This window comes from Kribbella sp. NPDC051952 (genome assembly GCF_040680855.1).
GTDB lineage: Bacteria > Actinomycetota > Actinomycetes > Propionibacteriales > Kribbellaceae > Kribbella.
This window is the reverse complement of record NZ_JBFAXQ010000003.1, coordinates 80,376-102,092: the sequence shown is the minus strand read 5'-3', so window position 1 is coordinate 102,092 and position 21,717 is coordinate 80,376. Positions and strand designations below refer to the sequence as shown.

Sequence of the window (21,717 nt, the reverse complement as noted above, 5' to 3'; positions counted from 1 at the left end):
CTCTCATGTCGATACACCAGGAGTTCGCGGATGCGATCCTGAGTGGCGAAAAGACGGTCGAATTCCGAAAGCGACCAGTTGCTCCAGATGTGACGCATGTCGTGATCTATGTGACTCAGCCCGTTTCCGCGATTGTTGGCATCTTTGAAGTTCGGCGGCAAGTGACCGAGTCGCCAGCCCGACTCTGGCGCAGATTTGGCAAGGTCGCGGGAATTTCCAGGCAACGCTTCTTTCAGTATTATCACGGACGAACCTGCGGAACTGGAATCGAAGTAGCAAGAGTCCAGCCGCTAGAAACTCCTCTGACGCTCAGTGGTTTGGGTCTCACTCGCCCTCCTCAGAGCTATCAATATCTCGATGCTCGGCAGAGTTCAGTGGCTATGTCCGGCACCTCGCCTCAGCAGGCAGTCGCAAGTTAGTCGTAGGAGCGCCGCCGCCGTGTTTTCCAATCAATAAGACCCGCTGGAACACGACGGGCGGCGCGGATCCGCAGACGTGTCCGAGGGTCTCAAAGTGGGTCTCATCCGCGACCGTCCGAGATCGTTCGCCAAGGTTCAGGTCCGCGATCGTCGGCGCTCAGGCATCGGTCCGGATCATGAGCGAACGTCGAATTGCGGTCTTGGAAAGCGTGTTGGGGGCAACCCCTCACGAGTTCGAATCTCGTATCCTCCGCCAGAGAAAACCCGCAGGTCAGAGCGCAGCTTTGTGCTTGACAGGGACGAACAGAACGAAGGCCGGTCGCTGGTGCGGCCGGCCTTTCGTGTGTCAGCGGGACCGGGCCGGCTGTGGTGTCAGCGGCATAGGCAGAAGGGGTTGCCGTGGGGGTCCAGCATTACTCGGACGTGGTCCTGGGGCTGGTCTTCGGCGAGGGTCGCGCCTGCTTGGAGGGCCCACTCGACTGCCTTCTCTAGGTCGTCTACGCCTATGTCGAGGTGCATGGTCGCGTTCTGGGCACCGGGCTTGCTTGGCCAGACCGGGCGCTCGTGCTCCTGGTCTGACTCGATGTTGATGCCGAGCAGCGTTCGGTCCGGGTCACCCTCGGGTGGCTGGAGCTGGACCCAACCGCCCCGCGGCCCCTCGTCGACAATCCGCCAGCCGAGCAGGCGCTCGTAGAACCTGGCCAACTCCCCTGCTTGCGGAGCCGGTGCCGCCGAGATCGTGACGGCCCCAATCCGCATCCGCGGTCCTGTCATGCGAAGACCGTACCCCCGCTGCCCGTTCTTACAGGGGTGGAGGCTATTTGTGTGGTTGGGCGGGCTAGCCTGCGGGGACTTGGTGCTGGCTGGGGAGGGTCTTGTGGTTGCGATTCGGGCGTTGCGGGAGGGGGATCCGGAGGTCATCTCGGAGGCGTTCACCGCGATTGGGTGGGACAAGCCGGTTCGGCAGTATGAGAAGTACTTGGCTGAGCAGGTGGCCGGGGTGCGGGATGTGTTGGTGGCGAGCGTGGACGGGGAGTTCGCGGGATACGTGACTGTGTATTGGGTGTCGCCGTACGAGCCGTTCAACGGGATCCCGGAGATTTCGGACTTCAATGTGTTGCCGAAGTTTCGGCGGCGGGGGATTGGCAACGGGCTGATGGATGCGGCCGAGGCTCGGGTGGCTGAGCGGTCGGAGGTGGTCGGGATCGGCGTGGGGCTGTACGCCGACTACGGGACGGCTCAGCGGATGTATGTGCGGCGCGGGTACGTCCCGGATGGGCGCGGGCTGATTTACGACGGTAAGCAGGTGCCGCCGGGTGAGATGGTTCGGAACGATGACAGCGCGACCCTCATGTTCACCAAGGCACTATGAGCACTGAGGTCAAGCGCCAACAGGTCAAGCAGTTCATCGAGCGCCGCCTGCTGCAACACGACGCGGTGAAGGCCGTAGTGGTGATTGGCAGCGTCGCGGCCGGTACGGCGCATGTTGGGTCGGACATCGACGTGGCGATCTTTCTCGAGCCGTACGATGACTATCTGGTGCCGGCCGAGGCGATCTGGCGCCAGGACGACGACACGTTCCACAGCATCTTCAGTGACGTCGAAGGAATCCAGCTCGACTTTCATCGGTATGACCTGCAGCGGTGGCGCACAGCGGAGTGGTCGGAGCCGATGCGGGCCGAGCTTGCCGCCGGCTGGGTCGCGTTCGATCGTGATGGTGAGGTGACCAGGCTCATCGCCGAGCGTTCGACGTACGACGATGAGCACCGGATCGCCCAGCTCGACGAGGCGATCACCTGGCTCGACCAGCACCTCGACGAGCGCGACGTCGAGCAGCGGTGGGAGACGCTCGACCCGCTGGTCGCCCACGATCGCTTGCAAGCCGCGTACGGCTACCTGGTCCAAGGACTGTTTGCGGCCAACCGCCGCTGGCGCATCTGGCGCAACCGCGAAATGACCGCACTCCTCGCCCTCCCCTGGCTCCCGAATGGACTCGAGTACGCCGCCATCGCCGACGGCCACTCGAAAGCGGCGTACCTCAAACGGGCGACCGCGCTACGTGACCTCTTCGGTCAGCTACAAGCCCACCTGCAAGCAGACGGCACCTACGGCACCGACCCCATCGGCGAAGCGTTCATCCGCTCGCATGACGAGCCGGGCCGGGCCTGGAACCTCGATCACTGGAACGAGGAGAACCAGACCCGGCACCCCAACTCATGAAGTCAGGATCGCGAGTTGTTGGGTGGCTCGGGTCATGGCGACGTAGCGGTCCACTGCGCCTTCGATGCCTTCGCCGAAGGTGGAAGGGTTGATGAGGACGACCAGGTCGAACTCGAGACCCTTCGCCAGGACCGGGGTGAGCGAGCGGACGCGGGCCGTTGACTCGTACGTCGGATCGCCAATGATGCAAGCGATTCCGTCATCCTGCTTGGCCAGCCAGGTCTCGAGGATGTCGGGCAGGTCCACAGTAGAGCCGTGGAACACGGGGTGGTCGCCGACGCGGATCGAGGTAGGCACGTTGGCGTCCGGGAGTACGGCGCGGATGACCGGCTCGGCTTCTGTCATCACCTGCTCGGGCGTGCGGTAGTTGATGGTCAGCGTGGCGATGTTGATCCGGTCGAGCCCGATCCGCTCCAGCCGCTCCTGCCACGACTCGGTGAACCCATGCCTGGCCTGCGCCCGGTCGCCGACGATGGTGAAGCTGCCGGACGGGCAGCGGAGCAGCAACATCTGCCACTCGGCGTCGGTCAGTTCCTGCGCCTCGTCCACGACGATGTGCGCGAACGGGCCGGCCAGCAGGTCAGGATCGACGGTCGGCAGCCCGGCCTCGTCGACCAGCGCGCGCTGGATGTCCTGCCCACGCAGCATCGGCGCCCAGGCATCGTCGGCGTCGGCGGACTCGAGAATGTGGTCGATGACCACTGACCGCTGCTCGAGTTCGGCGGCGACCGCAGCCTTGCGCCGGCGCTCGCGCCGGGACGCCTCGGGGTCGCCGAGCCGCTGCCGGGCGGCGTCCAGCAGCGGCAGGTCGGAGGCGGTCCACGCGTACGGGTCCTCGCGCTGCAGTTTGCGGACCTCGTCCGCGTCGAGCCATGGCGCGCACCGACGCAGGTACGCGGGCACAGACCACAGGTCCGCGACCAGGTCGGTCGGCTCGATCAGTGGCCAGGCCCGGTCGAAGGTGTCGCGGAGTTGCTCGTTCTCCAGGACTGACCGGCGCAGTTCGTCCTCCGAGACCTCCTCGTCGTCCACGTCGAACTTGTCGAGGAGGATCGTCAGCAACTCCTCCCAGACCAGGTCGCGCGCGTCGTTGTGCGGCGTACCGGCGTCCACTGACTCGAACGCCTCGGCCCAGTCGGCCACGCTGAGGTACAGGTCGTTCCAGTCGGTCTCGACGATCAGCGCCTTGGTCGGGGGCTCCTCGTACAGCGCTGCGGCCGGCTCGATCGCCTTCACCATGTCGGCGGTCGCCTTCAGGCGGGCCACGTCCGGATCGGACTCGTTGGGCGCCGCGGACCCCTCCGGGACCAGGTCCCGCAGAGTGCAGGTCTGCACGCCCTCCTCACCCAGGCTGGGCAGTACGTCGGCCACATACGCCAGGTAGGGCTGGTGGGGGCCGACGAACAGTACGCCGCCCCGCCGGTGCTCCAGGCGCGGGTCGGAGTAGAGCAGGTACGCCGAACGGTGCAGAGCGACCACCGTCTTCCCCGTACCCGGACCGCCGTCGACAACGAGCGCACCGCGGGAGCCGGCCCGGATGATCGCGTCCTGGTCGGCCTGGATGGTTCCGAGTACGTCGCGCATCCGGGGCGACCGGGTACTCCCCAGGCTGGCGATGAACGCAGACTGGTCGTCGAGCGAGGCGGCGTGCCCCTCGAACCCGTCTGAACTGAACACCTCGTCCCAGTAGTCGCTGATCCGGCCGCGGGTCCAGCGGTACCGGCGGCGGCTGGCCAGGCCCATCGGGTTGGCGTGGGTCGCGCCGAAGAACGGCTCGGCCGCGGGTGAGCGCCAGTCGATCAGCAGCCGGTTGCCCTCGCTGTCCGTGAGGCCCAGACGGCCGACGTACACGGCCTCTTGGTTGTCGTCGGTGACCATGTGGCCGAGGCACAGGTCCAGGCCGAAGCGCCGGAGGGTGCGCAGGCGGGAACTGAGCCGGTGGATCTCCAGGTCCCGGTCGAGCGCCTCCTGGCCGGAGCCGCCGGGTGCCTTGCGGGTTTCGTCGAGCCGCTCCGTGAGCTCGGTGATGGTCTGCTCGAGGCTCTTCGCGATGGCCGCGAAGTGCTGCTCGTCGGCCGCGATCAAGGCCTGGTCAGCCTTGGCCGCGAGGTGGTCGGGAAGGTCGAATGCGCTGCTGGTCGTTCGCAAAGACATCTTCGGCGCTGCTCCCATGTCCTAGGTTTTTGGCCTCGGCCGACGATTGTGAAGCATCCCCTGGGCCTTGCGGCAAGCCCACCCTTGCGATATAAGTTAGACACGGCAGGGAGATACTTCTCCTTGCCCTTTCTTTTGCCCGGAATCCTGCGTGGTTGCTCGACAGGGCCTCGCGCGAGGCTGTTTCAGCGGGCGGTGTGGTTGTTCCAGGCCTTGGTGACTCGGGGGATCAGGGCTGCGTCGAGCTTTGGGGAGATGGGGTTCGGGGGGATGTAGGTCCCCTTCTTCACCTCGCCCAGGGCAGCGATGTCGAGGGTGTCGGGGTCCTGGCTCACGTAGAGAGCGAAATTGTCGAGGTCGGCGGCCATCACGTTCAGGGCCGCGGCGAGGTTGGCGTCGGTGATGTCGTGGCCAACCGTGAGGTTGCCGTAGTTCGCGCCGAGCTGGACTTCGGTGACGCCGACGTTGGCGGCGACAGCCGAATAGAGGCGGAACTTGGCGCCCTTGTCGTTGTTCGAGCCGCGGAAGACCGAGCGGCCGGCGCGGCCGATGTACCGGGAAGGAGCTCGGACCAGCTCGATCAGCAGGTACGTCTCGAGGCCACGGGTGGTCGAGATGGCGCCCAGGTAGCCGGCGCGATCGTTGACGGTCACCCGGATCGGTCCGCTCGAGTCGATGTCGAGCCTGGTGACGCCCGGGACCTTCGTGAGGGCCGCGGTCAGCGTTCGTACCCGCGGCGTGAACGCCTTGGGGAAGTCGGCTTCCGGAGCACAGGCGATGCCCCAGCCCAGCTCGAGCTTCCCGAAGACCTGACCGGTCGGCAGTGCCCCCAGCAGAGCGTCCAGGGAGATGTCCGCAGTGGCGAAGTACACGCCGGCCCGGCGGTCCGGCCCCTCGACCCACCCGGTCGTCCCGGGGTAGCGCCGCTGAAGCTCGGCGAAACGTCCGACCGCCACCCGGTCGAGCTTGAACCCGAGCCCGGGACTGTCGACCCACTGGACGACCACCTGTCGATCCGCAGACTCCACGCGGTGCGTGGAACGGCCCCCCGGACTCGGCACCGCCTGGTCGAACCCGAGTGCCACGGCGCCCACTACCGATGCCGGCGCCGTCACAACCATTCCGGACGGGCCGTACGTCGATGACGTCGCGCGACCGTCCTTTCGCAACCAGAGCGCCCTCTCCAGGTCCGTATCGACCTCCGTGGTCGGGGAGGGGTAGATCCGGGCATGGTGACTGTCGACGGCCAGCTCGATGCTGGAGTCGTAGTCCTCGTCGTAGGTCCTGAAGTCGTGCTTGATCTTCTCGACCAGCGCCCGGAGGTCCGGGTCCGCGAGCCGTTCGACGACCGTCAGCACGATCCTGTCGTCGACCACCTCGGCGCTCTGGACGCCGTCGAGGCTACGCAACCACTCCAGCCCCGACGGCTTCCCACAGCCGGCCAGCGCTCCGAGTACCACGCCGCCGGCCAGCGTCCCGAACGTACGGCGGCTGATCAACATCCCGCGATTGTCCCGAGGGCACGGGTCAATCGCGGGAGGCGATGACGCGCATCGAACCGCTGGTGACCCGGAGCTTGCGTTTGCGCAGCCAACCCAAGCGCTCGATCGGCGGGACCAGGCGGGAGACCGGGTCGAGGAGCTCGCGGACCCGGGTGCTGATGAACGGCAGGGCGTAGTACTGGTAGGCGCTGTCGACTGTGCGGACCGTGTAACCGTTGCGGTTCAGCAGGGTGGTGATCGTGCCCGGGTCGTAGTAGCTGACGTGTTCCGGGATCTTGAACGAGACCCAGCGGGAGCCGGACACGCGGGACAGCAGGCTCTTGATGTTGGGCGTGACGAGGACCATCAGACCGCCCGGCTTGAGCAATCGGGACGCTGTGGCCAGCAGGTCACCCGGATCGGTCAGGTGCTCGATCAGGTGCGACCCGAAGATCACGTCGTACTGCTGGTCCTGGATCTCGGGCACCTCCTCGAGCAGGCCACGGAAGACCCGGCCGGGGTGGCGCATGGCCGCCCACTTGACCGCTGCGGGCGACAGGTCGATGCCGTAGGCGTCGTACCCGGCGTCCAGAGCGGCCTGCAGGAAGTAGCCGTAGCCGCAGCCCACCTCGAGGATGCGGCCGCTCGGGATGTACTGGCGGATCCGGCGGACGTCCTCACGGAAGGTGGCGAGGTACTCCTGCTCCTGGTCCTCGTACTCCGAGTAGCCGGTCCCGGCCTCGCCGTCGAAGTACGTGTCGCCCTCGTAGAGCGCACGCAACGTCTCGGCGGTCGGCGTCGGCACCAGCTGCACCAGTCCGCACGCCGGACACTCCTCGATCGAGTAGCCGCCCTTCGCACCGCGTGGCCGGAACGCTCCCGTCTCACCGCAGAGAATGCACGACGCCATCAGTAAGGTCCCCCGGTCTGGAAGGTTCGCGAAATCTAATTGATTCTGCAGCAACCAAGCAATGGTTTACCGGTCCCCGGGGGCCACCAGCCCGGTTTCGTACGCGAGTACGACCGCTTGCGCACGATCACGGAGTGTCAGTTTGGCGAAGATCCGGGCCACGTGGGTCTTGATCGTAGCCTCACTGAGCGTGAGTTCGGTCGCGAGCTCCGCATTCGACAGCCCGTGTCCCATCAAGGTCAGCACCTCGAGCTCCCGGGGCGTCAGCGCGGCCAGATCGCGATGGACCGCCGGCTGGTTCGGCGCAGGTACGGCGAATCGCTCCACGAGCCGGCGGGTGATCGAGGGAGCGAGCAGAGCGTCCCCGGTCGTGACCAGCCGGACCGCCGCAGCGAGGTGCTCCGGGGTGACGTCTTTCAGCAGGAACCCGCTGGCCCCGGCGGACAGGGCGGCGTACACGTAGCGATCCAGGTCGAAGGTCGTGAGCATCAGGACCCGGCAGCTCGTCGGCTCGGCCAGAATGCGGCGCGTCGCCTCCAGACCGTCCATTGTGGGCATCCGGATATCCATCAGTACGACGTCAGGGTGCAGCCGGCGTACTGCGTCGACGGCCTCGACCCCATCGGCCGCTTCAGCCACAACCTCGATGCCACGCGCGGTCAGGATCATCCGGAAGCCCGTGCGGACCAGTGCCTGATCGTCCGCGATGACTACCCGCGTCACGGGCGCTCCAGTGGGATCTTCGCGCGTACCCGGAAGCCCCCACCCAGCCGGCGCCGCGCATCGAGGTCACCGCCGTACACAGCCACCCGCTGCCGCAGTCCGAGCAGTCCACGGCCCTCACCGGACGCTACCGGCGTCCGGCCGCCGGTCAGCACGCTCGGACCGGTGTTCAGGATCTCCACCCGCAGCGCGTGGTCGGCGTACCGCACTGTCACCTCGGCCTTCACACCGTCGCCATGCTTGAGCGCATTGGTCAGCGCCTCCTGGATGATCCGGTACGCCGTGACGTCGACGCCGGTCGGAAGTGGTCGGGGCTCCCCCGAGATCCGCACGTCCACGGGCAACCCAGCGAACGCGATCCGGTCGATCAACGGGCTCAGCCGACTCAGACTGGGCTGTGGGGAGAGTTCTTCGTCCTCCCCAGTGCCTTGTGGCGCAAGCAGTCCGAGCAGATGCCTCAGCTCAGCCATCGTGTCGCGCCCGGCCGCCTCTACGGCGAGCAAGGCAGCCTCCGCCTGGTCCGGCTCCGTCTCGAGTACATGCCGCGCCGCACCGGCCTGGATGACCATGACGCTGACGTTGTGGCTGACGATGTCGTGCAGATCGTGGGCGATCCTGGCCCGCTCGGCGTCGACTGCGTTCCGCGCGGCACTCTCCCGCTCGCGCTCGAGCAGCCAGCCGCGTTCCTCCAGCGCACGGGTGTGGGACAGTCGCGCGCGAATGAACGCCACTGCAAGCGTCACCGCGGCCAGGCACGCCACCACGGCGACGAGCAGCCAGATCGTGTCCACGGAACCACTGTCCCAGGGGCGTTCCGGATTGCGCATCATCCGCTCGGGGCACGCCGTACATCTCCAGGATGACCGCGCACGGACAGTACGTCGGCAGGCTGACGCCCGGCGCGGGTGACCGGCCCTAGCGTGATCGGCATGACAGGTAACGGACAGGCGGTCGTACGGCTCACCGCCGTACGCAAGGAGTACGGCGAATCCGTCGCACTCGATGGGGTGTCGCTGGAGATCCACGCCGGTGAGGCAGTCGCGGTGATGGGGCCGTCCGGCAGTGGCAAGTCCACTCTGCTCTCGATGGTCGCCGGGCTGGACCGGCCGACGTCGGGGTCGGTGGTGGTGCACGGTGATGACCTGGGCACGCTGGACGAGAAGGGCCTGGCGCTGTACCGGCGCCGGCGGATCGGGATGATCTTCCAGTTCTTCAACCTGCTGGACGACCTGTCCGCTCTCGACAACGTCGCACTGGCCGCGCAGCTGACCGGTACGTCGTCCTCGAACGCCCGCAAGCGCGCCCTCGAACTCTTCGACGAGCTCGGCATCGCCGGCCGCCGGAACACCTACCCGGCCCAGCTGAGCGGTGGAGAGCGCCAACGGGTCGCAGTGGCCCGAGCACTCATGAACCGCCCCGCAGTCCTCCTGGCTGATGAGCCGACCGGCGCACTGGACACCAAGGCCGGCGAACAGGTGATGGACCTGCTGCTGGACCTCAACCAGATCGGCCAGACGCTGCTCCTGGTGACGCACGACCAGCAACTCGCAACGCGCTGCGCCAGCCGCGTGGTCGAGTTCGTGGACGGGCAGATCGCCGGTGAGCGCAGCCTGGAGCGTACGTCGTGAACGCCGTGTGGCCGGTCTCGCGAGCAGCGGTACGACGGCGCCGCGTCCAGACTCTGGTGATCGGTGTCGTCGTACTGCTCTCAACCACGATGATCGTCGTCGCACTGGGCCTGCTGGCCGCATCGAGCGGGCCCTTCGACCAGGCGTACTCACGGCAGAGCGGTGCCCACCTGACGGCGTCGTACGACCGGAGCAAGGTCAGCGATGCCCAACTCAGCGAGGCCGCGCAGAACGCCGCAGGCGTGGCCGGACCGTTCGGCATGGCCACGCTCAACCTGGGCAACACGCGGATGAACGGCGTCCCGCTGTCCCTGGTGACTGTGGGTCGTGCGGATCCCGGCGGCGCCGTCGACCGCCTGAACGTGTGGAAGGGGCGCTGGGCGGACAAACCGGGCGAGATCGTGATCAACCGGAACCCGATCGCCTCTGAGGGCCCTGGTGCGCCCACTTTGACCTCCAACGTGACAGTGGGCGGACAACAGCTCACCATCGTCGGGTTCGCGTACAGCGTGAGCCAGTCCGCCGATGCGTGGGTCACGCCGGCCCAGATGACCGCGCTGAAGCCGACGTCGACGCAGATGCTGTACCGGTTCGCGCAGGCGGCGACCACCGCGCAGGTGGCTGCTGGACAGTCCGCTGTGACGAGCGGTCTGCCGTCCGGTGCCTTGGTGGGCACGCAGTCGTACCTTGCGCTGCGAGAGATGGCGGCTGGTGAGCCGAACACGTTTGTGCCGTTCCTGATGGTGTTCGGCTGGCTCGGGCTGGCAGTGGCGGTTCTGATCGTCGCCAACGTGGTCAGTGGTGCGGTGGTGGCCGGCTTCAAGCACATCGGCGTACTGAAGGCGCTGGGGTTCACTCCGTCGCAGGTGATGACGGTCTATGTGGCGATGGTGTCCCTGCCCGCGATTGTCGGGTGTGCCATCGGTACTGTGCTGGGCAATGTGCTCGCAACCTCCTTGCTGACAAGGGCTTTCGAGAACTACGGCGCCGGCGGGGTCGGCGTACCGGTGTGGGTCGATGTGGCCACGCTGCTCGGCGTACCTGCTCTGGTGGCATTGTCGGCACTGCTGCCTGCGATGCGGGCGCGGAGTCTGTCGGCTGCGCAGGCGATCAGCGCGGGTAGTGCGCCGCGGGCAGGGCGTGGGCTGAAGGTGCAGCGGTGGTTGAGCGGCACTCGGTTGCCGAGGGCATTGAGTCTGGGCCTGGGGCTTCCGTTCGCCCGGCCCGCGCGTACGGCGTTGACGCTGGCGGCAGTGGTACTTGGGGTCACGAGTGTGACGCTGGCGGTGGGCCTCGGGAAATCGTTGACCACCTACCAGACCGCGGCGAGTCGGGTCGATGCGGTCGATCTGACCTTGTTCGGACGCTCCGCGGAGGAGACGCCGGGACCTGCCGATCCTGACGCGCCACCCGCCGCCCAGCTGAGTGACGCGCAGGACGAGGCGCTGCTGCGTTCCACTGCGGGGGTGGAATCGGTCACGGCGAGCACCGACCTGCCGATGCGGTTGCCCGGGACACAGACCGAGCTGCGGGTCTCGTTCTATCGCGGGGACTATCAGCAGCTGGGCTATCGGATCCTGGCGGGGCAGTGGTTTGACGGACCGGGCCAGGTGGTCGTGTCGGAGCGGTTCCTCCGACAGCGCGGGCTGGCGATCGGGGACACCATCACCTTGCAAGCACAGGGCAAGAGTGTCCAGGTCAAGATCGTCGGGAAGGCGCTGTACAACTCAGGCGACGAGGTGTTGTCGAACTGGCAGACGCTCGCGCAGATCGCACCGGACAAGCGGGCGAACCTCTATGAGGTCAACGTCAAGCCAGGGACGAATCTGGACGCGTTCGTCAAGGCAGTGCAGGCCAAGGACCCTGGCCTGGAGCAGACGCCGGGCCAGGACGCGGGGACCTTCGTCGCGATCGTGCTGGCGACTGTCGTCCTGCTCACGCTGATGCTGGGGACCGTGGCTGCGCTGGGTGTGTTCAACACCGTCGTACTGAACACGCGGGAACGTCGCCGCGATCTCGGGATGCTGAAGTCCATCGGGATGACACCCGGTCAGGTCACCATCATGGTGGTCACCTCGATGGCCGCCCTCGGCGCGATCGGCGGCCTCCTGGGGATCCCGCTGGGCATCCTCGCGCACAGGCTCGTCGTACCGGCGATGGCCAACGGCGCGCAGGTGGAGATCCCGGACTTCATGCTCGACGTCTTCCCCTGGTATCTCCTGGCCATCCTGGTGTTTGCGGGCATCATCATCTCGGCCGCCGGCGCGTACGTCCCCGCTCGCTCCGCGGCCCACGCGACCATCGCCGAAGTTCTGCACAACGAATAACTGTCGGTGGCCGTTGATAGACATTCCGGCATGGGTGAGCGGGCGCGGGTGGTGGTGTCGGTGACGGCTTCGGTGGACGGGCGGGTGACGCTGGGGCGTGACCGGCTGCTGCTGTCGGAGGAGGCCGGGCGGGTCTGGCGGTCGCTGAAACCCGCGGGCGCCGACGCGGTGGAGTCCGCGCGTACGGCGCTCTTGGACGAGCTGTACTCGCCGACGGCGATCCTCGAGGGCAGCGGGACCTTCGTCACCGAGGATGCCAGGCCGCTGGAGCTTCCGGCGGCAGACGGTGTCCTCAGCCTGCGCTACGAGGTCGTCCGATGACGATCATGACGGCGGAGCGCGCGCTCGAGTTACTGGATCTCCTGTCTGACAAGGGAATCGAGGTCTGGGTCGACGGCGGCTGGGCAGTGGATGCTCTGGTCGGCCGGCAAACCCGAGAGCACGGTGATCTCGATCTAGGCGTGCTCCGCCCGCAGCTCGACGCAGCCGTCGAGGTCTTGGCCGGCGTCGGCTATGAACTGACGGACGCACGGTACGTCGAGGTGACTGTCCAACTGACCCACTCGGAAGGCCACCGAGTAGACCTGCACCCCAGCACACCAGTCCCAGGTGGCGGCACTCAACAAACCGACTTCGACGGCAACACCTACTACATCCCACCCCCAACGGACGGCCACATCGCCGGCCGCCCAGTGCGCTGCCTCCCCCTAGAAACCCAACTCCACACCCACCAGGGCTACAACCTAAGACCCCAGGACCACCACGACCTCGAGCTGTTACGACTTGTTCGAAAGTCCCTTGATGACTAGGTACTCGGCCGGCATGCGCACTTCGGTCTCGTAGTAGCGGTTGAAGAGGGTGGTGAGGTCCTGGCGGAGGGCCGGCCAGGTTTCGCCGAGAGATTGGCGGGCGAGGACTACCGGGCCGAACAAGGTCGCGTAGCAGTCGACTGCGTCTGTGGGTGTCGCGTGGTGGATCAGGCACTCCTCCCGGGTGAACTCGAGGGCGATGCCGGTGCCTTCGAACAGTTCTCGGACGCTGTCCTCTGAGCCCCAGGCCAGAGGGGGATCGACGTACGACGGGCTGGGTGGCAGATAGCCGCCGACCACGCGGAAGAACTCGCCGATCGCGCCTTCTGGTGTCCAGGCGCTCACCCCCAACCGCCCGCCCGGCCGGAGGACGCGGGCAAGCTCATCGGCAACCACCTCGTGGCGGGGCGCGAACATGCAGCCGAAGGCCGAGAGCACGACGTCGAAGCTCTCGTCCGCGAAGGGGAGGTCTTCCGCGTCGCCCTCGACCCACTCGACCGCGAGTCCGTCCGCCCGCTCTGCCGCACGAGCGAGCATGGCCGGGGTCAGATCAAGCCCAGTGACGTGAGCGCCGGTTCGCGCCGCCGGAATCGTCAAGTTTCCCGTCCCGCACGCCACGTCCAGGACCTCTTCACCAGCCTGCACACCCAGCGCGTCCACCAACCGGGGGCCGACCTCGTACAGCCCCTCCGTCTGCATCATCGCGTCGTAGTCCCCAGTGCTCCACGTGGTCCGCACCGACTCCTTGTACTGCTCCAACAGCTCCATGTCCGCCAGCATCAACCGCACTGGCCCCGCGCACATCGCCTGAACAGGCCATCCTCTACGGCAACCCACGCTGCGTCGCTTGGGCCACCGCGGCTGCCCGCGTCGAACAGCTCAACCGCGTGTAGATGTTGGCCACATGCCGATGCACGGTGTGCTCGCTGATCACCAGCCGGGCGGCGATCTCCCGATCACCCAGGCCGTCGGCGACCAACCGCAGTACGTCGAGCTGCCGAGCACTCAGGACCTCTGCAGCCACGGGCACAACCGTCCGCCCGAGCGCGTCCAGGCTTCGCGCGAGTTCCACCCGGGCCCGTACCGCCTCACGGGGTGCGACCGGCTCAAGCAGGTCGATAGCGTCTTCGAAGCAGTCGCAGGCCTTCTCGTGGTCATCCTGAGCGGCGGCGTACAGCCCCTCGGCGAACCGTGCCGCCGCACGCAGCGGACGCGTACCCACGCGCGCAGAAATCGAGCAGAACTCGGTCAGATGGGTCAGGGCCGATACGTAGTCGCCCAGCGCGAGTTCCGCCCGCACGAGCAGTTCGAGCGGCCAGGCCCGATTGACCGAGCCCGCCCCGGGGATCCGCCGCAGAATCCGCTCCAGCATCGCCAAAGCCGCAGCCGGGTCCTCCCGATCCAGCGCGAGCTCCGCCAGACCACGTTGCGCCACCGAATGCCACGGCGCCTCGTTGAACAGAGACTCCGCCGCAGCCAGCCGACCCTGCCGCCGACGCAGGTCCCCCAGCCGTACGACGGCCTCGGCCCGCCAGTAGGGCCGTTTCACGGTCAGATCGTCACAAGCCGCGGTCAGCTCCAACTCGGCGGCGTCCCAATCCCCATGCCAGCTGAGAATCGCCGCATAGTGCGCCCGGCACACGCCGGTGACGAACCGCGCCTCCATCCGCCGGCTGAAGTCCTCGATCTGCCGGCACCACTGCACACCGCGCTCGTAGTCCCGGATCTCTTCGCAGGCTGAGATCAGCCGGCAACACGTCCACGCAGCCGGCGCCAGATTCTCGAACTCCCCGCCGAGCGCGGCAGCCGTCGCCTCATCAAGACACCGCATCCCCGCTTCAACGGCACCCTCCTCAACCAACGCGAGCCCCTCGGTGGCCAGGCTGAACATCTCCAGATCCACCGCACCAAGCCGACGCCCGAGCTCCCGCGCCTGTACGGCGAGTTCCCGCGCACGACCGGTGTCATGCCGACCGAGAGCGCCATGCGCATCGAACACCGTCATCCAGCCTTGCTCCGGGCACGGCTCCAGCCTGTCGAGCAGCCGGGCCGCCCGGTTGAACCAGCCCTCGGCCACCGCTCCGGCGCCCCGAAACTCGTTGTGATCGTCGCCCAGCCACAACGCCAGCCGACCCGCACCCCGCGCGTCATCGGCCTTCCGATAGAGCCGATAAGCCTGCTCCCGGGCATCCAGACAAGCCGGCACGTCCTCAAGCCACCAGGCCGCCCAACTCAACCCCTCGAAGGCCTCGGGCGACGGAAGCGCCTGCTCGAACGCGACCCGGGCGACCGACCAGGCTCCGCGTGACAGCGCAGCCCGGCCGGCGGCCAGGAACTCGTCGTACGACGTCCTCACCGGCTGGATCATGTTCCGGCGTCCCGGCCGGAAGCAAGAGGTCAGAGGTACGGCAGTAGTTCGGCCTCCTCGCGGTCCAGGTGGGCGGTGAGGAGCGCGATCAGGTGGTCGACCTTGGACAGGAGGTCGGGGGCCGGGGTCGCGACCACTTCTTCCAGCTCGGCCAGCAGTACAGCGATCTGCTCGTGCTCGGTGTCCAGAGTCGTAATGAGGTCGGCCAGCTCGGGATGCTCCGCGGCGATGGCAGGGAACAGTCCCTGGGATTCGCCGGTGTGGTGGTAGTGGAGGCCCTGGCACATGGTCAGGCAGTTGACGCGGAGCTGAGCGCCGAGGGTGCCCGAGGCCGCGACTTCCTTGCGAATCAAGGCAAGTTCGCGCCGGAAGGCGGTGTGGATGCGCTGGAGGAACTCGGCCACCGAGCCGCGGCCGTCACCGGGTGGGCCCGGCCTCGGGACGAGTGCGACGACCGGGAGGGTCCGGCCGGAGCTCGTCTCGTAGTCGCTCCAGCCCACGTCCGCCTCGACGAGCCGGGCGAACACCTCGTCGCGTTCGGCTCCGCTCAGGACGACTGCGGTGGCCGGATAGGTGAACAGGCCGTTCTCGACGCTGACCTGTGGATCGGCGACGACGTTGTGATACCAGTCCGGGTGCTTCGGACTGCCGCCGGCCGAGCCGACGACGAGCGTACGGTCGCCGTCCGGGTAGTAGCCCAGGATCGTCGTGTGCTCACGGCCGGAGCGGGCGCCGGTGGTTGTCAGTAGCAACAATCTGGCGTCTTCGAAGGGCGCGCCGACCTTGCCGTCGTTCGCCCGGAATTCCTTGATCAACTGTGCGGTGAAATCGTTCAGGGTTCGCTTCTCTCATGAGTGGTTGCCGGAAAGCTCGCAGATCAAGAGGAAACGTAGGTGGGCCTCGAACGGCCCGCCCGGCGCTCAGAACGCGCCCGGGCACCCAACTCGTGCATGGCCAAAGGCCGACCCGGCAGTCACGTTCGAAATCTTACCAACGCGAACCGGTCAACCAAGTGCGTTCGTAGCGGCGGGTATGAAACTGGCGATTCGCGCGGCCGATGCCACCGACGTACCGGCGATCCACGCCCTCGCCGAGCGGGCGGTCGCCAAGATGCTGACCGACTACTACTCGCCGGCCCAGCTCGCGGCCGGCGAGCAGACGCAGCTCTACCAGGTCGAGCCCGAGCTGATCGCCGACGGCACGTACTACGTGATCGAGGTCGACGGCAGCATCGTCGGCGGCAGTGGATGGAGCCACCGCGGCACGTTCCATCCCCCTGGCGCGGTGAGCGACCACACGACCGACCCGGGTACGGCGACCATGCGGGCGACGTACGTCGATCCGCGGTGGACGCGCCGTGGTTTCGCCCGGCTCCTCGCCCAGGTGACCGAGACCGCGGCGGCAATCGCGGGATTCCGCCGATTCGAGGCGATGTGTACGCCGCCGAGCGAGGCCCTCCGGCGGTCAATGGGCTACGAGCTGGTCGAGCGGATGGACGTCCCGGTACTCGGCGACATCAGCTGGAGTGCGGCGCTGATGCGGAAGGAGATCGTAGACAATGTCTAGATGACCAGCCTCCCGCTGCGCGACCGCCTTGTTCAGGCAGGTGTCGAGCTCCTCGAGGAGGAAGGACTCGGCGAACTCAGCCTACGGGCTATCACTCGGCGTACCGGGGTGTCTCATGGTGCGCCGCGGCGGTACTTCCCGACGCATAACGCGCTGCTCGCCGCCATCGCCGCGACCGGGCTGGCTGACCTCGCCGAGCGGATGAAGCCGGGATCGACAGGCGAACCGGCGGAGTTGCTGGTCGAGGCCGCGCAGAGCTACCTGCGATTCGCGGCCGAGCGGCCCGGGATGTTCGAGCTCCTGTTCCGCCACGACCTGCTGGCCGGCGCCGGGGGCAACCTTCGGGCGACCTCGCTCCCGCTCTTCCAGGTCTTCACCGATCTCGTCGGCCAGGTTCACCCGGGCGACGCCAAACAACGCGCGACCGCCCTGTGGACCAACATCCACGGCCTGGCCACGCTCCGCGCCACCAACGCGCTGGAGCTCCTCGGCACCACCGACCTCACCCCGATGGTCCGCCACGTCGTCCAGGTCCACCTGAGCTGACTCACCGTAATCAGCGCCCTGCGAAACGCAGCCAAACCCTCATTTCGGCAAGGTGTTGCAGAAATGCGTTGAGGAACTAGCGAAAAAAACTCAGGAATGCTGTAACGGCGGACACGCTGTGACGATAAAAGGTTCGAGCGTCCCAGCGGGGGGCCGAGTGGGACGCTCCGGTGTTTCTTCGGGACCACCGAGTGTGGAGGGGGCCTCGCAGGTGCTCACCCGGGGCGGGGTGAGCACCTGTTCGAGGATTCTCGGGCAGGTGGCTGATCAGCCCTTGATGCCCACGTTCGCCATTCCTTCGACGAACCACTTCTGGGCGAAGACGAACAGTACGATCATCGGCAGGGTCGCCAGCGCCGTACCGGCCATCAGGTAGGGCCACTGGATCTCCGCGGGGTTCTGCGAGAAGATCGCCAGCCCCAACTGCAGCGGCCGCATCGTGTCCGACGTGGTGATCATCAGTGGCCAGAGGAACCCGTTCCAGGCCGCCTCGATCTGGAACACGCAGATCGTGATCAGGGCCGGCTTGATCAGCGGCGTCATGATCCGCCAGAAGATGCCGAACTCGCCGAGCCCGTCCACCCGGGCCGCCTGGGCCAGTTCGTCCGGCAGCGACACATAGAACTGCCGGGCCAGGAAGGTGAACAGCGGCGCCGCACCCAGCGGGATGATGAGCCCCCACCAGGAGTTCAGCCAGCCGATACCGCCGTGGCCGAGGATGTTGTTGCCGCCGAACAGCGGGATCGACTTCACGATCATGAACAACGGCACCAGGATGATCTGGAACGGCACGAGCAGCAGCAGGATGAAGTAGTTCAGTAGCATCTTCCCGCCGCGCAACGGCATCTTCGCCAGCGCGTAGCCCGCCGTCGTACAGACCGCGAGCGTGAACGCCGTCTCCCCGATCGCGATGAACGCGCTGTTGCGGAAGTACCGCAGGAACGGCGCGGTCTGCATCGCCTCGGAGAAGTTGCGCCAGCGCAGTTCCCCGGGCAACCAGGAGAACTTCAGGATCTCCAGGTCGCTCTTGAACGCGGTCAGCACCATCCAGAGGAACGGCGTGATCATCAGCAGTGCGCCGACGATCAATACGACGTACAACAGGATCCGGCCCGGCCGGACCGCCGACGGTTTGCGGGACGCGACCGCCGGCAACGTGGCGCTAGTCATTGGTGTCCGCCCTCTGGATCAGGCGCCCGACCCCGATGAACAACGCGATCACGACCATCATGATCACGGTCTCGGCGGACGCGTAGCCAAGCTTCAGGTCCTGGAACGCGTTCTGGTAGATGTCCAGCACCAGTACGCGCGTCTCACTGCCGGGCCCACCCCGGGTCATCACGTAGACCAGGTCGAAGACCTGGAAGGTGCCGACGATCGAGGTGATCAGCACGAAGAACTGCACCGGACCGAGCGCCGGCCAGGTCACGTTGCGGAACTTCTGCCAGCGGCTGGCGCCGTCCAGGTCGGCCGACTCGAGCAGATCGCGGGAGACGCCCTGCAACGCGGCCAGGTAGATGATGATCTTGGTGCCGAGGCCCTGCCAGATCCCGACCACCATCAGCGACGGCAGCGCGGTCGCCGGATCGGCCAGCCAGCGGTTCGGCGCGAAGCCGAACAGGCTGAGGAATCCGTTCGCAAGACCCGAGCCCGGGTTGTAGATCCACAGCCAGATGGTGGCGATCGCGACCGTCGCGGTCACCGTCGGGATGTAGAACGCGGTCCGGAAGAAGCCGATGCCCTTGATCTTCTGGTTCAGGCCGATCGCGACCGCGAGCGAGATCGCCATCGAGATCGGGATCACCACGATCGCGTACAGCACGGTGTGCCACAGCGACGCCAGGAAGTCGACGTCACGGAACAGTTCGGAGTAGTTGCCGAAGCCCACCCACGACCAGGTGTCACCGAAGCTGTAGTCGGTCAGGCTGAGCACCAGCACAGAGATCACCGGGATCACGATGAAGATCGCGGAGTGCAGCAGCGCGGGGGTGAGCAGGGTCCAGCCGGCCCGGACCTGACTGCGGATCAGGGTGCGGCTGTCCTTGGACGGAGCGACTTTGCGGGAAGAGTCCAGTGCTGGACGTTCAAGAGTTGTGCTCATCGGGACTGTCCTGCCAGGTTGTGCAGCACTTTGGCGGGATCCTTCTGTCCGAGGACCGCCTGGGTGAGCTGGATGTCGAAGTTGCCGCGCATCTCGAGCCAGTTGGACGGCACCTCGTTCTCGTTGGCGGCGTACACCAGGCCCTCGGCGACGAACTTGCTCAACGGGTTCGACTTCGCCTGCGGTGAGTTGGCGGCGTCCTTGTAGGCCGGGACCTTCTTGTTCAGCTTGGCCATCGCGTCCAGCGTCGTCGGCTTGGTCATGGTCTGGATGAAGGCCCAGGCCGCGTCCTTGTGCCGGCTGCGGGACCCGATCGAGGCCAGGTCGCCACCGACGTACTCGATCTGCTTGCCGCTGTTGAAGCGGAAGAACTCCAGGTCGTCACAGTTCTTCTGGCCGATGCCCTTCTCAGAGCAGTCGACCGCGCCACCGACGATGCCCATCGCGGCCTCGCCGCTGTAGACGAGCGGTTGCTGGGCGGCGTTGGTCTGACCGTAGGGCTGGACGTTGTTGATCATCGACTTGATCCACAGCAGCGTGTCCAGGCCGGCCTTGTTGTCGAAGTTCGGTTCGCCGCCGACGTAGAGCGGCGTACCGGTCGAGGCCAGGAACGTGACGAACGACTGCCGGAAACCGGTCGCGGAGGCGAGATCGAACCCGCTCCGGGTGATGTTGCCGTCCTTGTCCCGCTTGGTCAGCTTCTCGGCCGCCACCTTGATCTCGGCCAGCGACGTCGGCGGCTTGGACGGATCCAGTCCGGCTTCGCGGAACGCACTCTTGCGCAGCGCGACCGCGCGGGTGTCGGCGATCAGCGGGTAGCCGTACAGCTTGCCGTCGTACGTCGCCGCCGGGATCAGCGCCGCCGTACTCTTCTCCTTGATCACGTCCGGCGTCACGCCGTACTTGCCGAGGTCCTCGAAGATCCGCTTGGAGGCGAACGGCTGGATCCAGCCGACGCCGGTGACCATCACGTCGTACGGGATACCGGCCGCGATCGAGGTCGACAGCTTCTCGTTCAGGTTGTTGTACGTCGCGAAGTCCGGCTCGACCTTCATCTTCGGATAGGTCTTCTGGAAGTCGTCGACGACCTTCTGGAACTCCTCCCGCCCCTTCGTACTGGGCGGGAACGACGGGAGCAGCACCCGTAGGGTCCCGGTCGCCTCAGCCGGCGGCACCCCGTCGGTGCTCTTGTCGATCACCCCGTTGCCACAACTGCTGACCACCACGCTCAGCGCGGCCGCCAGCAGGGTCAGTCCCACGGCGCGTCTCACAGGGGGAACTCCTTCGCTACTCGACCTGGGTCATCCCCAAGTGCAGCGAAAGTATGGGAAAGGGCTTTCCTCGTCAATACCTCAGCGCTCGAATGATCACAATCGATCAGTTCCGGAACAAAGCGACGCGGGGTTCCGCGTCGGCCACGGCTCCGCACGACGTCCGGATGTTCAGGTCGGGCAGCAGGCTGAGGTGCTGGACCGGGGCCGGATCGCCCTTGAGTTTGCGGAGCAGGAGCTCGCAGGCGGTGCCGCCGAGGGCGAACTTCGGCGGGCAGACCGCGGTCAGCGGTACGACGGCCAGCGCGGCGGTCACGTCGTTGTACGCGATCACGGCCAGGTCCTCGGGCACGCGCAGCCCGCGCTCCATCGCCCGCTCGACCAGCCGGGCGCCGTGTTCGTCGGAGTGCACGAGTACGGCGCGACTGTCGAAGGCCTCGCACTCCGCCAGGAACGCGTCGAGTTGGGCCAGCGCGACCGGGTCGTCGCCGCGCATCGGCAGGTCGACCGGTGAGAGGAACACCTCGACGTCCAACGCAGCGGCCGCCGACTCGATCCCGCGCCGGAGCCAGTGCGCCGTCACCGTCGCCTGCAGGTTGATCGCGACCCGGCGGTGACCGAGCGCGGCGAAGTGCCGGAGCGCCAGCATCGCGCCGTACGCGTGATCGGTGCGGACGTGGTCGTACTCGCGGGCCACGTGCGGGAACCCGAACGCCCGCTCCATCAGCACCACGGGTACGTCGATCTCGTCCAGCCGGGAATCGAGTTGGTCCGCGGCCCCGTCCCCGAGCGCGGTGCTGATCAGCAGCCCGGCCACGCCGACCTCGAGCACCTTGTCGATCCGCTGCCGCTCCCGCTCCACGTCGTACCCGGAGACCCCCAGCACCAGGCGGGCGCCGTACCGGCCGGCCATCGCCTCGGCGCCGCGGATCACGTCGGAGTAGTACGACGCGGCACTCGGTACGACGATCCCGATCGTGAGCTGACTGCCCTGCGTCTCGCGGCCGGCCGGGCTGGTCCCGATCGCGCCACCGTGGACCCGGCGGAGCAGGCCGGCCGAGTCCAGCTCGGCCAGGTCCCGGCGTACTGTGATCGCGGAGACGCCGAGCTCGGCGACCAGTTCGGCCACCCGGAGCCGGCCGTGCCGCCGTAGGCTCCGCAGGATCAGCTCGTGGCGCTCCGGTGCGAGCATGC

At 67.0% G+C, this 21,717-nt stretch carries 22 protein-coding genes; 9 read left to right on the top strand and 13 right to left on the bottom strand.

The genetic code is table 11. The features are described from left to right. Positions 1-5 precede the first annotated feature (5 nt). The gene (locus AB0L70_RS07590) at positions 6-419 is read left to right on the top strand and encodes an ASCH domain-containing protein (RefSeq protein ID WP_363681140.1); all 414 of its coding nucleotides are present in this window, start codon (positions 6-8) and stop codon (positions 417-419) included. Positions 420-791: 372 nt separating this feature from the next. On the opposite strand, the gene AB0L70_RS07585 is transcribed toward AB0L70_RS07590, so the two are convergent. Next, entirely contained in the window at positions 792-1,193 is a 402-nt protein-coding gene (locus AB0L70_RS07585; protein WP_363681138.1) for a VOC family protein, read from the bottom strand. Positions 1,194-1,296: 103 nt separating this feature from the next. On the opposite strand from AB0L70_RS07585, the gene AB0L70_RS07580 reads away from it, so the two are divergent. Both AB0L70_RS07580 and AB0L70_RS07575 read left to right on the top strand, forming a co-directional pair. Next, positions 1,297-1,791, top strand: coding sequence for a GNAT family N-acetyltransferase (locus AB0L70_RS07580; RefSeq protein WP_363681136.1), 495 nt, complete (start codon positions 1,297-1,299; stop codon positions 1,789-1,791). Then, positions 1,788-2,639 carry a nucleotidyltransferase domain-containing protein gene (locus AB0L70_RS07575; RefSeq protein WP_363681134.1) on the top strand — a complete coding sequence of 284 codons (852 nt, stop codon included), beginning with the start codon at positions 1,788-1,790 and terminating at the stop codon, positions 2,637-2,639. The genes AB0L70_RS07580 and AB0L70_RS07575 overlap by 4 nt, the downstream gene beginning before the upstream one ends. On the opposite strand, the gene helR is transcribed toward AB0L70_RS07575, so the two are convergent. The 5 genes from helR to AB0L70_RS07550 all read right to left on the bottom strand — a co-directional run bounded on the left by helR (position 2,634) and on the right by AB0L70_RS07550 (position 8,698). Continuing rightward, the gene (gene helR / locus AB0L70_RS07570) at positions 2,634-4,793 is read right to left on the bottom strand and encodes an RNA polymerase recycling motor ATPase HelR (protein WP_363681132.1); all 2,160 of its coding nucleotides are present in this window, start codon (positions 4,791-4,793) and stop codon (positions 2,634-2,636) included. The two genes, AB0L70_RS07575 and helR, sit on opposite strands and share 6 nt — an antisense overlap. 185 nt (positions 4,794-4,978) lie before the next feature. Then, on the bottom strand, positions 4,979-6,295 hold the full coding sequence (locus tag AB0L70_RS07565; protein WP_363681130.1) for a hypothetical protein: 1,317 nt from the start codon (positions 6,293-6,295) through the stop codon (positions 4,979-4,981). Positions 6,296-6,320: 25 nt separating this feature from the next. Further along, the gene (locus AB0L70_RS07560; RefSeq protein WP_363681128.1) at positions 6,321-7,184 is read right to left on the bottom strand and encodes a class I SAM-dependent methyltransferase; all 864 of its coding nucleotides are present in this window, start codon (positions 7,182-7,184) and stop codon (positions 6,321-6,323) included. A 66-nt stretch (positions 7,185-7,250) separates the two neighbouring features. Then, positions 7,251-7,907 (bottom strand): response regulator transcription factor, encoded by a 657-nt coding sequence (locus AB0L70_RS07555; RefSeq protein WP_363681126.1) that lies wholly within the window; start codon positions 7,905-7,907, stop codon positions 7,251-7,253. After that, positions 7,904-8,698 carry a histidine kinase gene (locus AB0L70_RS07550; protein WP_363681124.1) on the bottom strand — a complete coding sequence of 265 codons (795 nt, stop codon included), beginning with the start codon at positions 8,696-8,698 and terminating at the stop codon, positions 7,904-7,906. Before AB0L70_RS07550 ends, AB0L70_RS07555 begins: the two co-directional genes overlap by 4 nt. Positions 8,699-8,836: 138 nt before the next feature. On the opposite strand from AB0L70_RS07550, the gene AB0L70_RS07545 reads away from it, so the two are divergent. The 4 genes from AB0L70_RS07545 to AB0L70_RS07530 are packed head-to-tail and all read left to right on the top strand — an operon-like array spanning position 8,837 to position 12,671. Next, positions 8,837-9,535, top strand: coding sequence for an ABC transporter ATP-binding protein (locus AB0L70_RS07545; RefSeq protein WP_363681122.1), 699 nt, complete (start codon positions 8,837-8,839; stop codon positions 9,533-9,535). Further along, positions 9,532-11,862, top strand: a complete 2,331-nt coding sequence (locus AB0L70_RS07540) for an FtsX-like permease family protein (RefSeq protein ID WP_363681120.1) — start codon at positions 9,532-9,534, stop codon at positions 11,860-11,862. Before AB0L70_RS07545 ends, AB0L70_RS07540 begins: the two co-directional genes overlap by 4 nt. Positions 11,863-11,892: 30 nt before the next feature. Further along, positions 11,893-12,183 carry a hypothetical protein gene (locus tag AB0L70_RS07535; protein WP_363681118.1) on the top strand — a complete coding sequence of 97 codons (291 nt, stop codon included), beginning with the start codon at positions 11,893-11,895 and terminating at the stop codon, positions 12,181-12,183. After that, on the top strand, positions 12,180-12,671 hold the full coding sequence (locus tag AB0L70_RS07530; RefSeq protein ID WP_363681115.1) for a nucleotidyltransferase family protein: 492 nt from the start codon (positions 12,180-12,182) through the stop codon (positions 12,669-12,671). The genes AB0L70_RS07535 and AB0L70_RS07530 overlap by 4 nt, the downstream gene beginning before the upstream one ends. Here the strand turns inward: AB0L70_RS07530 and AB0L70_RS07525 are convergent. The 3 genes from AB0L70_RS07525 to AB0L70_RS07515 are packed head-to-tail and all read right to left on the bottom strand — an operon-like array spanning position 12,639 to position 15,854. Beyond that, a complete protein-coding gene (locus tag AB0L70_RS07525; protein WP_363681113.1) occupies positions 12,639-13,439 on the bottom strand; it encodes a class I SAM-dependent methyltransferase in 801 nt (266 codons plus the stop codon). The genes AB0L70_RS07530 and AB0L70_RS07525 overlap by 33 nt on opposite strands. Positions 13,440-13,494: 55 nt before the next feature. Next, positions 13,495-15,039 (bottom strand): LuxR C-terminal-related transcriptional regulator, encoded by a 1,545-nt coding sequence (locus AB0L70_RS07520; protein WP_363681111.1) that lies wholly within the window; start codon positions 15,037-15,039, stop codon positions 13,495-13,497. A 29-nt stretch (positions 15,040-15,068) separates the two neighbouring features. Then, positions 15,069-15,854: a nitroreductase/quinone reductase family protein gene (locus tag AB0L70_RS07515; RefSeq protein WP_363681109.1), complete on the bottom strand. Its 786-nt coding sequence runs from the start codon at positions 15,852-15,854 to the stop codon at positions 15,069-15,071. A gap of 217 nt (positions 15,855-16,071) precedes the next feature. On the opposite strand from AB0L70_RS07515, the gene AB0L70_RS07510 reads away from it, so the two are divergent. Both AB0L70_RS07510 and AB0L70_RS07505 read left to right on the top strand, forming a co-directional pair. After that, the gene (locus AB0L70_RS07510; RefSeq protein ID WP_363681106.1) at positions 16,072-16,605 is read left to right on the top strand and encodes a GNAT family N-acetyltransferase; all 534 of its coding nucleotides are present in this window, start codon (positions 16,072-16,074) and stop codon (positions 16,603-16,605) included. Further along, the gene (locus AB0L70_RS07505; protein WP_363681104.1) at positions 16,606-17,151 is read left to right on the top strand and encodes a TetR-like C-terminal domain-containing protein; all 546 of its coding nucleotides are present in this window, start codon (positions 16,606-16,608) and stop codon (positions 17,149-17,151) included. A gap of 267 nt (positions 17,152-17,418) precedes the next feature. On the opposite strand, the gene AB0L70_RS07500 is transcribed toward AB0L70_RS07505, so the two are convergent. The 4 genes from AB0L70_RS07500 to AB0L70_RS07485 form a co-directional block, all read right to left on the bottom strand. Then, on the bottom strand, positions 17,419-18,321 hold the full coding sequence (locus tag AB0L70_RS07500; protein WP_363681102.1) for a carbohydrate ABC transporter permease: 903 nt from the start codon (positions 18,319-18,321) through the stop codon (positions 17,419-17,421). Continuing rightward, positions 18,314-19,252, bottom strand: coding sequence for a sugar ABC transporter permease (locus AB0L70_RS07495; RefSeq protein ID WP_363681100.1), 939 nt, complete (start codon positions 19,250-19,252; stop codon positions 18,314-18,316). Before AB0L70_RS07495 ends, AB0L70_RS07500 begins: the two co-directional genes overlap by 8 nt. After that, positions 19,249-20,523, bottom strand: a complete 1,275-nt coding sequence (locus tag AB0L70_RS07490; protein WP_363681098.1) for an extracellular solute-binding protein — start codon at positions 20,521-20,523, stop codon at positions 19,249-19,251. Before AB0L70_RS07490 ends, AB0L70_RS07495 begins: the two co-directional genes overlap by 4 nt. Positions 20,524-20,629: 106 nt before the next feature. Then, a complete protein-coding gene (locus tag AB0L70_RS07485; RefSeq protein WP_363681095.1) occupies positions 20,630-21,715 on the bottom strand; it encodes a LacI family DNA-binding transcriptional regulator in 1,086 nt (361 codons plus the stop codon). Positions 21,716-21,717 lie beyond the last annotated feature (2 nt).

Bases quoted from the DNA above. Each gene is read 5' to 3' on its own strand.
- AB0L70_RS07590 (WP_363681140.1), top strand. From the start codon at position 6: ATGTCGATACACCAGGAGTTCGCGGATGCGATCCTGAGTGGCGAAAAG.
- AB0L70_RS07585 (WP_363681138.1), bottom strand. From the start codon at position 1,193: ATGACAGGACCGCGGATGCGGATTGGGGCCGTCACGATCTCGGCGGCA.
- AB0L70_RS07575 (WP_363681134.1), top strand. From the start codon at position 1,788: ATGAGCACTGAGGTCAAGCGCCAACAGGTCAAGCAGTTCATCGAGCGC.
- helR (WP_363681132.1), bottom strand. From the start codon at position 4,793: ATGTCTTTGCGAACGACCAGCAGCGCATTCGACCTTCCCGACCACCTC.
- AB0L70_RS07565 (WP_363681130.1), bottom strand. From the start codon at position 6,295: ATGTTGATCAGCCGCCGTACGTTCGGGACGCTGGCCGGCGGCGTGGTA.
- AB0L70_RS07560 (WP_363681128.1), bottom strand. From the start codon at position 7,184: ATGGCGTCGTGCATTCTCTGCGGTGAGACGGGAGCGTTCCGGCCACGC.
- AB0L70_RS07545 (WP_363681122.1), top strand. From the start codon at position 8,837: ATGACAGGTAACGGACAGGCGGTCGTACGGCTCACCGCCGTACGCAAG.
- AB0L70_RS07535 (WP_363681118.1), top strand. From the start codon at position 11,893: ATGGGTGAGCGGGCGCGGGTGGTGGTGTCGGTGACGGCTTCGGTGGAC.
- AB0L70_RS07530 (WP_363681115.1), top strand. From the start codon at position 12,180: ATGACGATCATGACGGCGGAGCGCGCGCTCGAGTTACTGGATCTCCTG.
- AB0L70_RS07525 (WP_363681113.1), bottom strand. From the start codon at position 13,439: ATGGAGCTGTTGGAGCAGTACAAGGAGTCGGTGCGGACCACGTGGAGC.
- AB0L70_RS07520 (WP_363681111.1), bottom strand. From the start codon at position 15,039: ATGATCCAGCCGGTGAGGACGTCGTACGACGAGTTCCTGGCCGCCGGC.
- AB0L70_RS07510 (WP_363681106.1), top strand. From the start codon at position 16,072: ATGAAACTGGCGATTCGCGCGGCCGATGCCACCGACGTACCGGCGATC.
- AB0L70_RS07505 (WP_363681104.1), top strand. From the start codon at position 16,606: ATGACCAGCCTCCCGCTGCGCGACCGCCTTGTTCAGGCAGGTGTCGAG.
- AB0L70_RS07500 (WP_363681102.1), bottom strand. From the start codon at position 18,321: ATGACTAGCGCCACGTTGCCGGCGGTCGCGTCCCGCAAACCGTCGGCG.
- AB0L70_RS07495 (WP_363681100.1), bottom strand. From the start codon at position 19,252: ATGAGCACAACTCTTGAACGTCCAGCACTGGACTCTTCCCGCAAAGTC.
- AB0L70_RS07485 (WP_363681095.1), bottom strand. From the start codon at position 21,715: ATGCTCGCACCGGAGCGCCACGAGCTGATCCTGCGGAGCCTACGGCGG.